The organism is Flavobacterium aquidurense (assembly GCF_031458035.1).
In the GTDB taxonomy this organism is placed as follows: Bacteria; Bacteroidota; Bacteroidia; order Flavobacteriales; family Flavobacteriaceae; genus Flavobacterium; species Flavobacterium aquidurense_C.
This window is the reverse complement of the sequence record NZ_JAVDXR010000002.1, coordinates 157,075-171,322: the sequence shown is the minus strand read 5'-3', so window position 1 is coordinate 171,322 and position 14,248 is coordinate 157,075. Positions and strand designations below refer to the sequence as shown.

The 14,248-nt window shown below is 34.9% G+C and carries 12 protein-coding genes; 9 read left to right on the top strand and 3 right to left on the bottom strand.

The window, feature by feature from the left end:
• Positions 1-217 precede the first annotated feature (217 nt).
• From J2X17_RS04015 to J2X17_RS03990, 6 genes are all read left to right on the top strand, one after another.
• On the top strand, positions 218-982 hold the full coding sequence (locus J2X17_RS04015; RefSeq protein WP_310294918.1) for an MlaE family ABC transporter permease: 765 nt from the start codon (positions 218-220) through the stop codon (positions 980-982).
• Positions 979-1,767, top strand: coding sequence for an ABC transporter ATP-binding protein (locus J2X17_RS04010; RefSeq protein ID WP_310294917.1), 789 nt, complete (start codon positions 979-981; stop codon positions 1,765-1,767). Before J2X17_RS04015 ends, J2X17_RS04010 begins: the two co-directional genes overlap by 4 nt.
• 25 nt (positions 1,768-1,792) lie before the next feature.
• Entirely contained in the window at positions 1,793-2,626 is an 834-nt protein-coding gene (locus tag J2X17_RS04005; RefSeq protein ID WP_310294915.1) for an MlaD family protein, read from the top strand.
• A 208-nt stretch (positions 2,627-2,834) separates the two neighbouring features.
• Positions 2,835-5,657 (top strand): AsmA family protein, encoded by a 2,823-nt coding sequence (locus J2X17_RS04000; RefSeq protein WP_310294913.1) that lies wholly within the window; start codon positions 2,835-2,837, stop codon positions 5,655-5,657.
• A 7-nt stretch (positions 5,658-5,664) separates the two neighbouring features.
• The gene (locus J2X17_RS03995; protein WP_310294911.1) at positions 5,665-6,222 is read left to right on the top strand and encodes a low affinity iron permease family protein; all 558 of its coding nucleotides are present in this window, start codon (positions 5,665-5,667) and stop codon (positions 6,220-6,222) included.
• Positions 6,219-7,418 (top strand): NAD(P)/FAD-dependent oxidoreductase, encoded by a 1,200-nt coding sequence (locus J2X17_RS03990; protein ID WP_310294909.1) that lies wholly within the window; start codon positions 6,219-6,221, stop codon positions 7,416-7,418. Before J2X17_RS03995 ends, J2X17_RS03990 begins: the two co-directional genes overlap by 4 nt.
• A 270-nt stretch (positions 7,419-7,688) precedes the next feature.
• Here J2X17_RS03990 and J2X17_RS03985 read toward each other — a convergent pair whose 3' ends face one another.
• A complete protein-coding gene (locus tag J2X17_RS03985) occupies positions 7,689-8,714 on the bottom strand; it encodes a helix-turn-helix domain-containing protein (RefSeq protein ID WP_310294908.1) in 1,026 nt (341 codons plus the stop codon).
• 214 nt (positions 8,715-8,928) lie between these two features.
• Here J2X17_RS03985 and J2X17_RS03980 point away from each other — a divergent pair, with 214 nt between their 5' ends.
• Both J2X17_RS03980 and J2X17_RS03975 read left to right on the top strand, forming a co-directional pair.
• Positions 8,929-9,417, top strand: a complete 489-nt coding sequence (locus tag J2X17_RS03980; RefSeq protein WP_310294906.1) for a DNA-deoxyinosine glycosylase — start codon at positions 8,929-8,931, stop codon at positions 9,415-9,417.
• 375 nt (positions 9,418-9,792) lie between these two features.
• Complete coding sequence (locus J2X17_RS03975) at positions 9,793-10,227, top strand: DUF6526 family protein (protein ID WP_310294904.1); 435 nt, start codon at positions 9,793-9,795, stop codon at positions 10,225-10,227.
• A gap of 802 nt (positions 10,228-11,029) precedes the next feature.
• Here J2X17_RS03975 and J2X17_RS03970 read toward each other — a convergent pair.
• Both J2X17_RS03970 and J2X17_RS03965 read right to left on the bottom strand, forming a co-directional pair.
• The gene (locus tag J2X17_RS03970; RefSeq protein WP_310294902.1) at positions 11,030-12,451 is read right to left on the bottom strand and encodes an MATE family efflux transporter; all 1,422 of its coding nucleotides are present in this window, start codon (positions 12,449-12,451) and stop codon (positions 11,030-11,032) included.
• A gap of 172 nt (positions 12,452-12,623) precedes the next feature.
• Entirely contained in the window at positions 12,624-13,100 is a 477-nt protein-coding gene (locus J2X17_RS03965; protein WP_310294900.1) for a MarR family winged helix-turn-helix transcriptional regulator, read from the bottom strand.
• Positions 13,101-13,270: 170 nt separating this feature from the next.
• On the opposite strand from J2X17_RS03965, the gene J2X17_RS03960 reads away from it, so the two are divergent.
• Positions 13,271-14,191, top strand: coding sequence for a hypothetical protein (locus tag J2X17_RS03960; protein WP_310294898.1), 921 nt, complete (start codon positions 13,271-13,273; stop codon positions 14,189-14,191).
• Positions 14,192-14,248: the final 57 nt, after the last annotated feature.

Here is a 14,248-nt window from a genome sequence, read left to right as displayed (position 1 = left end):
AAAAGGGATTTTTTGTTTTCAATTTGGCTGTAACGACATAATTGAAATATTATTGTGTTGATTCAATGTTAATTATATAAACTTCCAAAAAAGTTGTGTAATATAATTCAAGCACTTCTAAAGTAATTTTAATACTTGTAAATGATGGTTAAGCAACTTTTCTAACAAGTTGATTTTCAGAATTTATTTCCGATTTAATAACCTAAAACAAAGTATTTTGATTCTCTCAATAAAAAATACATTCACCGAGATAGGAAATGCAACATTGTTTGCAAAACAATTTTTTAAGGAGGTTTTTATTCCGCCTTATGAAGCAAAAGAGTTCTTGAAACAATGTTATGTTATTGGCTATAAATCATTGCCATTGGTAGCTATTACCGGCTTTATTATGGGGCTGGTTTTGACGCTTCAGTCCAGACCAACTTTGGTACAATTTGGAGCCGAATCCTGGTTGCCGGGAATGGTCGCACTATCACTTATACGTGAGATTGCGCCTGTAATTACGGCTTTGATATGCGCAGGGAAAATTTCGTCCGGAATTGGTGCCGAATTAGGTTCCATGAAAGTAACGGAACAAATTGATGCTATGGAAGTATCAGCCATAAATCCGTACAATTATTTAGTAGTAACACGAATTTTAGCCTGTACGCTGATGGTACCTCTTTTGGTATTTTTTGCTGATGCGATAGGTATTTTTGGGGGTTATATCGGAGTTAATATTCACGGTGATGTAAATTTTTACCGCTATATGTCGCAAATTATTCAGTCACTGGAATTTCTGGATCTTATTCCGGCAACAATCAAGACATTCTTCTTTGGTTTTTTTATTGGAATGATTGGATGTTTTAAAGGTTTTAATGCTTCGAATGGTACAGAAAGTGTTGGTAAAGCAGCAAATTCTGCAGTGGTCACGGCATCTTTATCCATTTTTATACTTGATATGGTCGCAGTTCAAATAACCGATTTATTCTTTGTACAATGATTAAAGAGAAAGAAAATATAGAACCTAAAATAAAAGAAAAAGCTAAGGACCCGAAGACTCCCATGATTGAGATTAAGGATTTGCATAAAACTTTTGGCAAAGACAATAAAGTTTTGCAGGGTGTAAATCTGACGGTAAATAAAGGTGAAGATTTAGTGATTTTAGGCCGCTCCGGTTCTGGAAAATCAGTTACGATCAAATGTATTGTTGGCTTGATTGAACCAGATAAAGGCGAAATTAAAGTATTTGATGAAAATGTTTTAAATCTCAAAAAATCGGAACTAAACGAAATCAGAGTCCGTATTGGCTTTTTGTTTCAAAGTGGTGCTTTATACGATTCAATGTCGGTACGTGAAAATTTAGCTTTTACCCTAAAAAAACACAAACCTGAATTAACAGCGGATGAAGTTGAACATGAAGTTGTGGAAGCGTTAGACAGTGTTGGTTTGGCAGATGCAATCGAAAAAATGCCAGCGGAATTATCCGGCGGAATGCAGAAAAGAATTGGCCTGGCCAGAACTTTAATCCTTAAACCGGAAATCATTCTTTATGATGAACCAACAACAGGATTAGACACGATAACATCAAGAGAAATCAGCGAATTAATCTTAGATATCAAACATAAACAAAAAACAACATCGATAATTATTACACACGATATGGCTTGTGCGAAATTAACCGCTGACCGAATTATGGTTTTGAAAGATGGTGTAATTCACGCAGAAGGAACTTACGAAGAACTAGAAAAAAACGAAGACGAATGGGTTCGCTCTTTCTTTGAATAAAACGAAAAACAAATAATTGGAAATCATGGATAAACAATCTGGATATACTTGGAAATTAGGAATGTTTGTAACAATAGGACTGCTCCTTTTTATAATGGCGGTCTATTTTATTGGGAAACAAAAAAACCTTTTTGGGTCAACATTCCACATCACATCAAACTTTAAAAATGTCAGTGGATTAGAGGTTGGAAATAATGTACGATTTTCAGGAATCAACATCGGTACTGTCGAAGAAATAAGATTAATAAACGATTCTTCGGTTGTTGTGGCTATGGTTATCAAAGATGAAGTTCGTGAATTTATTAAAACAGATGCCCGTACCAGTATTGGTTCTGACGGATTAATGGGCGATAAAGTACTGACTATTTCTCCAGGTGTGAAGTCGACGAAAGTTATTGAAAATGGTGGAGAATTGGCCTCACTTAAAGGAATAGAAATGAACGACATTATGAAAAGCGTTAAAAAAAGCATGGATAATGTTGGCGTAATTTCTGAAGAATTAGCCATTTTTAGCCATAGTATGAATAACGGAAACGGAGCTCTGGCAAGATTGGTACGTGATGATAAAATGGCAAAAAGTGTTTCGAATACGCTTTCAAATTTAGAATCAGGAACTAAAGGTTTCAGTGAAAATATGGAAGCGGCAAAAAGTAATTTCTTGTTTAAAGGTTATTTCAAGAAAAAGGAAAAAGAAAAAGAAAAAAAGGCTGAAGAAGCGAAAGAGAAAAAAGAAGACCAGGAAAAAGCCGCTAAAGAAGCTAAAGAAAAAGAAGAAAAGGCAAAAGAAGAGAAAGCCAAAGAAGAAAAACAGAAACAAGAAGATGCGAAAACAGCGCAGGCTGAAAAAGCAAAATCTTAATTTTTTAAACACATAGAAACATAGGTTTTATAGGTTCTTAAAGGCAGTTTTTTAAAGAAACTTGTTTCTAACACATAGCATATTATGAGTTTTTTAAATAATGAAATGTCTTATTAACATCTTCAAAAACTATGTTTCTATATGTTTAAAAAAAATCAATGTTTAAAATAAGTATTCCAAAATATAGGATTACGAAAATTTTAAAATTATGAAAACTTCCTATAAAAATATAAGCCTTAAAATCCTAAAAATAACGGGAATAGTAATAGCAAGTATCTTGCTATTACTTTTTTTGATTCCGCTTCTATTTCCTGGAACTGTTGCATCGGAAGTAAAAAAAATTGCCAACGAACGTTTAGATACAAAATTGGATTTTACAAAATCCAGATTATCCTTTTTTACTCATTTTCCATCCTTAACTGTTTCGCTTGATGATTTGTCAATGACTGGTTCTGCGCCATTTAGAAATGATACTTTGATTAAAGCAGAGCAGGTTGCATTTGGAATTAATTTAAAAAGACTGCTTTTTGATCAGGAAGTTAAAATCAATAAACTATATATTTCAAAAGCAATGATTAATGTTATGGTGAACCAGAAAGGACAAGCCAATTACAACATTTATATTTCGCCCGACGATCCAAAAGAGAAAAACTTAAAAGAAGAAGACAAGCCAGATGAAGGAACTGCGATTCGATTAGAACGTATTGACCTGGACGATTGCCATGTAAAATACAACGATCGTTCTGCTAAGATTTTAATTGATGCAAAAGGTTTCAATTATGTTGGAAAAGGAAATTTAAGCGAAGATATTTTTGACTTGAGTACCAACGCTAAAATTGATAATGTTGATTTTTACTATAAAAAAACTGCCTATCTAAGAAAAAAAGAAGTTCAGGCCGATTTAATTACCCGAATTAATACGCATGCACTTTCGTTCATTCTTCAAAAAAATGAATTGCACATCAATAAATTACCTTTAAAATTTACCGGTTTATTTACGATTCTGAGAGATGGTTATAAAGTAAACATCAAGGCAGCTTCTGAAAATACAACCGTGAAAGATTTATTTTCTGTAATGCCTCCGGAATATTTAACCTGGATGGATGAAACCGAACTTTCAGGAAGAAGCGATTTGGTCTTTTCTATCAGAGGAAATTATAATGTGCAGAAAAAAGAAAAACCGAATTTGGCTTTCAACTTAAAAATTAGCGATGGAGCTATAAATTATCAAAATGCTCCAGTTCCGTTGACCGATTTTCAGATGGATTTGAACGCCATGATGCCTTCACTGGATGTTGAAAAATTATTGATAAACCTAAGAACACTCCGATTTAAAGTGGGCGAAAAAGATTATTTCAATGCCTATTTACATAGTAAAGGTTTTAGTGAAATGACCATGAATGCAAGTGTCAAAGGTGCGTTAGATCTTGCCGTAGTTGATGCTGCCATAGGTCTAAATACGATTGAATTAAAAGGGCTTTTAAAAACCGATATTCAGGCACGAGGTGTTTTTAGTACTTCAAAAAAACTATTTCCGAAAACCATTGGCGGAATTTCTTTGCGCAATGGCTGGCTAAAAACCGACTCTTATCCTAACCCAATCACCAATATTACTTTTATAGCCAATATACTCAATAAAGCTGGAACATATAAGGATTTGATTATTGCAGTAGCTCCTGCGTCGTTTGTTTTTGAAGGAAATCCGATGTATGTCAACGCCACACTTTCGGACTTTGGTGATCTGGCTTATAATGCTAAAATTAAAGGAGAATTGAATGTTGGAAGAATTTATCAGGTTTTCTCCCGAAAAGGCGTTGACGTGACTGGTTATGCCAAAGCCGATCTTTCGCTAAAAGGAAAACAAAGTTATGCAACCAACGGACAATATGATAAACTGGATAATCACGGGACAATTCTCCTTAGAAATATAAAGGCAACATCTGAACTTTTCCCTAAAGCGTTTTATATAAAACAAGGGAATTTTCGTTTTCAGAACGAGAAAATGTGGTTTGAAAAATTTTATGCTTCTTATGGAAAATCTGATTTTGATATTAATGGATATCTGCTAAATACAATCAATTATTTCTTAGAATCACACGGAACATTAAACGGAAGTTTTAATATGAAATCGAAACTGATAAATGTTGATGAATTTATGGCGCTTGAAAAAGGCGAAAATACAGATCGAAATCTTGAAGTGGAATATGCCAAAGAAGATCATCCAAAAATGAGCGGAGTTGTAATCATTCCGAAAAACTTAAACGTGTCACTTAACGCAAATGCAGATAAAGTAGAATACAAAGGATTGGTTTTAAATAAATTATCGGGTAAAGCAGGTGTCGCAAAAGGTGGTTTCTTTTTAGAAAATACGACTTTTGACATCATAGATTGTATTTTGGGAATCGATGCCACTTACAAAGACGAAACACCAACATCTGCCCATTTTGCAGCGCATTTTACAGCCAAAGATTTCAGTGTGCAAAGAGCCTACAAAGAAATTCCGATGTTTCATGACATGGTTACTGTTGCCGAAAAAGCACATGGAATCATTTCTGTGGATTATACCGTTAGAGGAGATTTAAACGGAAATATGGGACCAATTTATGAATCTCTTGAAGGTGGCGGAACTTTAAACCTTCGTGATGTTCAAATTAAGGGGTTGAAATTATTTGACGGAATCAGTTCTCAAACCGGTCAAAAAGGTTTGGATAATCCGGATTTGAAAGGTATTGAAATAGTATCGACAATCGATAATAATTTAATTCATATTGAACCTTTTACTTTTAGTGTGGCTAGTTTCAGACCAACCATTAAAGGGACAACGAGTTTCGATGGATTATTGGACTTACGAATGCGATTGGGGCTTCCTCCTTTCGGAATTGTAGGTTTTCCAATTGTAATTACCGGAACACATGAAGATCCAAAAATTAAAATTTTCAGTAAAACCGGGCAAAAAATATACGATGCCGTTTACGATGAAAAAAACAATAAAGTCATCAAAGAAGAAAAAGTAAGTAAACAAAAAAGTTAAACCAAAAATGGAAAATAAAAAACCTAAAGGCAATAGTGCCTTCGAAAAATTTGCTACTCATGTTTCTAAAGCAGCCGGGAGTACGTCCGCTTTCATTGGTGCATTTTTGATTGTAGTTGCCTGGGCAGTATCAGGCCCCATTTTCGACTATTCTGAAACCTGGCAATTGGTAATTAATACCGGAACAACTATTATTACTTTCCTGATGGTGTTCTTAATTCAGAAAGCACAAAACAAAGATTCACTTGCTATTCAATTGAAATTAAACGAATTAGTAGCTTCAAATAAATATTCAAGCAATAGTTTAGTGGATATTGAAAGCATGACTGAAGAAGAGATGATTATTGTGCAAAAATATTATCAAAGACTTAGTGAATTAGCCAAGAAAGATGAAAGTATCAGAACATCACATTCCATTGGCGAAGCACAAGATCAGCATGAAAGAAAAGATAAAAACAGAAACAAAATCAAAGCCTTTGATAAAGCTGCTAAAACAGCTAAAACTGCAAAAGGTGTTAAATCTGCTAAACCTGCTTCAGCTGAAAAAAAGATTACTAAAAAATGAAACTGCGCTCAACAGAAACTTTCTGGCCTTTAAAAAGCGCCATGAGGTATAGTTATCCGTCAATAGATCAGGATATCAATACTGAGATTCTTATTATTGGAGGCGGAATTACAGGCGCATTAATCGCCTACAAATTGATAAACGAAGGAAAGAAAATTGTGCTTGTAGATCGTCGTGACATCTGCAACGGAAGCACTGCAGCGAGTACTGCATTACTTCAATACGAAATTGACATCTCATTACATGAACTTATCAAAATAAGAGGTTTAGACTGCGCTGTTGACAGTTATAAAAAAGGGAAGCAAGCCATTTTTGACTTGCGTATTATCGTCGAAACTATAAAAAGCGATTGCCAGTTCGAATTCAAAAAAAGCATTTATTACGCTTCTTTTCAAAAAGATATTCCGTTTTTAAAACACGAGTTCAAGACCCGAAAACAACACGGATTTAATGTGAACTGGCTTGAAAAATCAGACCTCAAAAAAATGGGATTAAACGCCATGGCTGCAATAGAATCTCAAACGGCCGCAGTGGTAGATCCGTATCGGTTGGCCAATGATTTACTCCATTATTGTCAGCAAAAAGGAATGCAGATTTTTGACCGTACTAATATTACCTCCATCCACAATCAAACAAAAAAACTAATCGCACATACCGAAAACAGGCATCTCATTACGGCAAACCATATCATACATTGCAGTGGATATGAAAGTACCGAAACCCTTACCGAAAAAGTTGTAGATCTTAAAAGTACGTATGTCATTGCTTCTGAAGCTTTGCCGGAATTACCACATTCTTTTAAAAATGCCATTTTCTGGGATACTGCGACGCCCTATTTTTATTTTCGTGCTACGGCAGACAATCGAATCATTATGGGCGGCGGAGATGAAGATTTTAAAGACCCGAAACGAAGAGATAAACTTTTGCCTAAAAAAGAGCAATTTCTTTTAAGGCAATTCTACAAAAAATTCCCTGAAATAAACTTCAAAATAGATTATTCCTGGGCCGGAACTTTTGGTGAAACACAAGATGGATTACCTTATTTCGGCAAACCAAACCCAAACAAAAACGAACATTATGTATTAGGATTTGGAGGTAACGGAATAACTTTCAGTATCGTAGGAATGAATTCAATTCTGGATTCGATCAACAATAAAAAGAATCAGGATTTGGAGAATTATAGGTTTGGAAGGTGATTTTTTTTGAGGTTCAAAGGTGCATAGGTTCAAAGGGACAAAGGTTTTCCCGTAGGGGCACACAGCAGTGCGGCTAACTTTTTAAGGTTGAGAATTGCAAAGGTTCAAAGGGGTAAAGGTTTTGTTGCAATGGAATAAATAAAATAATAATCTCAAAGATAAACCGTAGAGGCGCACAGCAGTGCGTCTAACCCATGCCGACACGCACTGCAGCACGCCCCTACAAGAAAACCTCTGTCCCTTTGAACCTCTGCCCCTTTGAACCTGCAATTACGCAGTAATTGCAAGTGGATTCAAATTAAATTTATATTCTTTTGGGCTGCAATTGAATTTTTGTTTGAAGATTTTTGAGAAGTAACTTCTACTTGTAAAACCAATGCAATATACAATCTCTGAGATATTTAAGTCGGATGTTCTTATTAGAAGTTCCGCTTTTAAAACTCTCATATGTGTGATATAATCGTTTACAGTACGGTTGTGAATCATTTTAAAACCCTCTTGTAATTTATTTGGTGACAAACCTGATTTTTTGCTTAAAGATTTAATTGTAAATGGCTCTTCCGGAGAATTTTTTATGAATTCTGAAAGTTCTTTGATTTCTTCCATTTCTCTTAAGGTCAAGCAATTTGTATCTCTTGAAAAAGCATTTAAATCATCAGAATGTTGCTGAATTTCCATTGCCAGTATAATTCTTAAAATGCCTTCTTTAAGTAATTTTCTAACAATTCCGGTTTGGGTTACAGCATTTAATTGTTCTATTTTCTCTGCAATTTGCAGGTTGTAAGATCCTAAATAAAAGAAGTCCTCAGCATTATTATTTTCAAAAAAAGTCTCTTGTACTTTGTTGCTTAATGAAGTATCAGCTTCCTGAAGTTGGTTTTCTGTTCCTACGATAATCAAGGTAAATTTAGTTTTACAGTCTTTTTCAAAAAATAAAACATTTTCCTGATTTTCTTTTGAAGTCACAATTGCAGTCTGAAAGGTTTTAAATTGTCTTTCGTCGCCTGTAACCCCAAAACTATGCGTAAGATTTCCTTTAGAACAATATGCAAAATAAATAGGTGACGATTGTATGTTTGTAATATCAATTCTAACATCAACAGCAAAGCTCATGTCGAATTGTACATACGAGATGTTATCATTAAAAGAAGCTCCAACTACAGATCCTTTCGCGGTACTATTATTAACCTCTAAAGTTAATTCATCTAAATCAGACGTTATCTTTCCTCCAAAATTAGAGTGTAACTGATCAAAAATAGCATTAATTTTTTCTGTATTAATAGTAACTGTTTTCATTTTGCCTGTAATTAAAATTGAGATTCTACGTTAAAAGATTTCTAATAAAAATGAATTCATAGTAAGTAGCTGAATTCTTAAAATCTACGGTTCAAAGTTCGTTTACAGAACAGCAAAAAATGTTATATAATTTTTTGTTTTTGTTTTATAATTACCTATAAATGATTATTTTAACAGATAATATTTCAGATTAAAACCAAATTAATATAAAAATATGAAAAGTTTTTCATTCGCGCCAATCGCTTCACAAGAGGCTAACATTTTGATTCTGGGTACAATGCCGGGAACAAAATCGTTAGAACTGAATCAATATTATGGACACAATCAAAATAATTTTTGGAAATTTATGTTTCATATTTTAAAAGAAGATTTCTCGAATGACTATCAAACCAGAAAAGCACTTCTGCAAAAAAATAATATTGCAGTTTGGGATGTACTCCAATTTTGCGATCGCATTGGGAGTTTAGACAGTGCCATAAAAAATGAAATCGCAAATGATTTCGAAACGTTTTTGGCAGCACACCCAAACATAAAAGCAATCCTCTTCAATGGGCAGAAAGCTGCCGCATTTTTTAAGAAATATGTGCATCTCAAAAAAGAATATCACCTCATCACCCTACCATCAACCAGCCCGGCCAATGCCAGCAAAAATTATCAGTCGAAATTAGAGGAATGGCAAGTCGCCATAGGCAGTAGGCAATAGGCTGTAGCTTAAATGCAAGAGACAAGAAGCAAGATGCAAGAGTAAGTGGTTAATTGTGGACCAGGATTTTAGCAACACTCATAACTCATAACTCATAACTCAACAGATTGAAATCATATAACAAAATCCATATAAAATATAACACACAGCATGTCCTATTTTTCTAATTTTACATCAGGACAGTAAGCCATTTACAAAATGATTTACAAGCTGTTGAGGCTTTTTGAAAATATAGATATTACTAAGAAAACTCCAAAAGATATTCTGCGGATTTACAATATAAGAAACATTGGTTATGTTAGTTTATTTTTGAGAAAAAAGCTATTCTAGTATTAGGGTAGCTTTTCTTTTTTTAACTTTAAACCTAAAAATATTATGAAAATTCAAACTTATTACAATCATATACGTTTTTACCCTCCACATCATTTTATTTATTATCCCGTTCTGGCTGTTTTTCTATTTGGCAGCATCTATTTCGCTTTTACCACAAATGAACCATTAATTTGGTCATTTATAAGTGTTTGCTTCATCTTTTTGTTTTATTTAGCCTTCATGTTGCGCCAACATTATGCACTAACGCTGCAAAACCGAATTGTCAGATTAGAACTTCGCTACCGTTATTTTACCCTAACCGGAAAAAGGTTTGAAGAATTCGAATATAAATTAACCGACGACCAAATTTTTGCTCTCCGATTTGCCCCAGATAATGAACTAATTCCGCTTATCGAAGACACCATAAAAAACAGTTTACCAGGCGATTCCATAAAAAAAGCAATCGTTCATTGGAAAGCCGATTATAATAGAGTTTAAATGTGAAATTCCAAATTTTTAAAATTCCAAATCCCAACTTTAAAAGTTTGGAATTTGGAATTTCTTTTATTGAAATTTTAAATATTTGGGCGTGCCACCATTCAAAAAAAGCCCCAATGATCATTGCGTTCATTGGGCCTTTTCTTGAATGCTGTCGGGCTATCCGCGCTACTTCGGTAGCCTGCTCCTATCCCTCACGCAATACCGTATTCATAAAACCAATCGTTATTTTATCATTTCAAAATTTGATTAACAAAAAAAAGACGCACTGCTGTGCGCCTCTACGATATACTTCGAGAAAAAAACCTCTGTCCCGAAGCTTCGGGATTGCTCCTATGAACCTATGAACCTATGAACCTTCAAAAAAAGACGCACTGCTGTGCGCCTCTACGATATACTTCGAGAAAAAAACCTTTGAACAAAAAAAAGACGCACTGCCGTGCGCCTCTACAATATACTTCGAGAAAAAAACCTCTGTCCCGAAACTTCGGGATTGCTCCTATGAACCTATGAAACTTCAAAAAAAGACGCACTGCTGTGCGTCTCTACAATATACTTCGAGAAAAAAACCTCTGTCCCGAAGCTTCGGGATTGCTCCTATGAACCTATGAACCTATGAACCTATGAACCTATGAACCTATGAACCTTCAAAAAAAGACGCACTGCTGTGCGCCTCTACGATATACTTCGAGAAAAAAACCTTTGAACAAAAAAAAGACGCACTGCCGTGCGCCTCTACAATATACTTTGAGAAAAAACCTCTGAACCTTTGTTTCTTTGAGCCTTTGCACCTTCAAAAAAACTATTTTACACTCTCAAATCCTTCCTTAACAATCTCTTTCTCCACCTTATCAATCAATTTATTCGTTTTTCCGGTTAAGCGTTCTTTTTTCCAATCGCCTTTGGCGTAAATAATCAAAGTAATCAATCCTGTCAAGACAGACGAAATAGGAAACGCCCACCAGATTCCGATTTTACCAAGTGAAGTATTATGCGATAAAATATAAGCTAACGGAAACTGAATCACCCATTGCGAAACCAAAGTCAGAATCATCGGCAACGTAGTATTTCCAACTGCCCTGAAAACTCCTGTCAAACAAAGCTGCAATCCAAGAAATCCCCATGACAGACACGTAATCCTTAAAAGTTGAGTTCCGCCTTCGATAACCGCCTGATCATTCGGAACGAAAAAAGCAATTAAGTACGGCGCAAAAATGTAAGCAATAATCCCCAGTCCGCTTAATAAACCGAAACCTAAGTAACCACCTAATTTCCCGATTTGAGCTGCGCGGGCAATATTTCCTGCCCCAATATTTTGCCCTACTAATGTCGCGATAGCCATAGAAAGTCCAAGCGCCGGAATCAAAATCAGCTGAATCAAATTAGAACCCGCTCCGTACGAGGCAACAGTTGTAGTTCCGAAATGCACAATCAAAAAAGTAATCGCCATCATTCCGATCGCACGCATTGATTGCTCAATTGAAGATGGGAAACCAATTTTAAAAGCCTTTTTAATATGTTTATAATCGGGTTTAAAATCTTTTAGCTGTAAGTGAATACCATGTTTTCCTCTGAAAAGAATAAAAAATCCAATAACAATCGCCAGACTCTGAGTCGATAAAGTTGCTAAGGCAGCCCCTTTCACGCCCATTGCCGGAATAAAATTCCATCCAAAAATAAACAACGGATCCAGAGCGAAATTCAGAATCACAGTTCCTAAAACGATGTAAACTGGCAAAGTCACACGCCCAACCCCACGCATCACCGATTGGAAAATCATAAAACTAAAACTAAACACCAGACCAATAAACGCTACACGCATAAAGCCCAATGCATCGCTGTAAACTTGTGGCGTTACATTAAGCACCTGCAAAAAATACGGGCTCAGCCAATACCCAATAATCGACAAAACTACCGAAACGGTAATCACCATCAACAAAGTCTGCGCCGCGACGTGATTGACCATTTCCTGCTGTCCGGCACCAAAATATTGTGCAATTAAAATCGATCCTGCAATGGCAAGACCAGTTCCTAAAGCAATCGTTAAAAATATAACCGGTGTACTCACAGAAACTGCTGCAACGGCATCTCCGCCCAAACGCCCTACCCAAAAAGCATCTACCAATTGGTAAGCCGCCTGCAAAAGATTAGCGATCATAATAGGCACGGCCAATTTTAGTAATGACGATAATATGGGTCCTTCTAATAATTCTTTTTTATTCATTTTTTTATTTTATAATTTATTTTTTTACCACTGATTACAAAGCTTTCCGAAAGAAAAATCTTTTTAAGCTGTAGCAATTTTTCTTTCTTCTTTGCTCTTTCTTCTATCTTCTTTACTTATTCGTCAACACGCTCCAAAAGTTGACATATCAACCTTTAATCGTCAAAAAAAATTAAGCCTGATCTAATCTGTCGGCATAACTTCTAATTGTATCTAAAGCATCTACTCTTTCTTGTGGCGTAAAAACAGAAAGCACCTCATCTTCAGATTTTTTCATTAAAGAGCGAATGTTTTTAGCCACAGAAATTCCTTCTGCCGTAAGGCTTACAACGTTTTTTCGCCTATCGGTTTTATCTTTTCTGACTATTAATAAATCCTTTTTTTCCAGCGCATTAATACTTCTTAAAATAGACGATTTATCACGCATGGTTTTATCAGAAAGTTCTCTTTGCGATAATTCTTTATGCTGCAAAATCATAATTAACGGCAATTGTTCTAACTGCAGCGTAATTCCAGCCTCGCTCATTAAGGCATTTGTACGACGAAAAAGAGCCTTTTTAATTCGGTGAATCTGAAATAAAAAACTGTCTCCAATTTCAGCGCTAAAAGCTCTATTTAATGGTTCTGAATCTGTTTTTACTTGTATCATGGTGCAAAGTTACAAAAAAGAGTGACATGTCAACTATTTTTAACAAAATCTATATACATCTGATAACCAGAAGAATTATCAGTAATAAAATAAATAAAAAAAGAAATGAATGATTTTTTTTGTTAACTTTAATTGTTAAAATTATCCACCAAAATTTAATAATAAATCTCATGAAAAACCTATTTTCCTTATTGATTATTTCCCTTTTTTGGTTTTCAGCAAATGCCCAGACGACTGCTGAAATCTCCAGCGAGAATACTTTACCTGCCTTACAGAGTGATTCAGAGTCAGATTTAGATCAGGATTATAATGCCGAAGAATTACCGTGGCATGCACGTCGATTCAAATTTACTGCCGGAGGTTTTTTCCCCGTTAACAACACTCAGGTAGAAGTTGGAAAAAATGATGGTAGTTTTGGAACTGAAATTGATTTTGAAAATGATTTGGGATTCAAAAGAAATACGGCTTCATTTATGGGGACATTTGAATGGAGAATTTCCAGAAGGTCCAGAGCAGGTTTTGAATATTTTTACCTTAGAAGAACTTCCTCAAAAGTCCTTGAACGCGATATTGAATTTGGTGACAACACTTATCATGTAAATACAAGGGTATCTGCTCTTATGGACAACCAGATTCTTCGCGTCACGTATAGTTATGCATTTCTTTCGAAACCAAAATATGAAGTAGGTCTTTTAATTGGTGCACATATCTTATTGGGAGATATTGGATTAAAATTTGAGGGAACTACTGCGCAAGCCGAATATAATGATAGTTTTAACTTTACTGCTCCATTGCCTGATGTTGGAATTTTTGGAGATTTTGTACTTGGCAAAAAATTTGGATTATATGCAAACGCTAACTATTTCGCACTTAAAGTAAATGATATTGACGGAAAACTTACGAGTTTTAACCTTTCTCTTTTATACAATGTGTACAAAAACTTTAGTTTAACAGCAGGATATACCGGTTTATTCGTTGATGTCGATGTGGAGAAAGAAAAACTGAACGGATACTTTAAATGGGGCTACAACGGGCCAACTTTAACTGCAACTTATACTTTTGGAGACCATATTTCGTTTGTTAAAAAGTAAAATAGTAAACTTATTTTCCACCATATAAGTCATATAAGTTCATTTAATGGAGTAAAA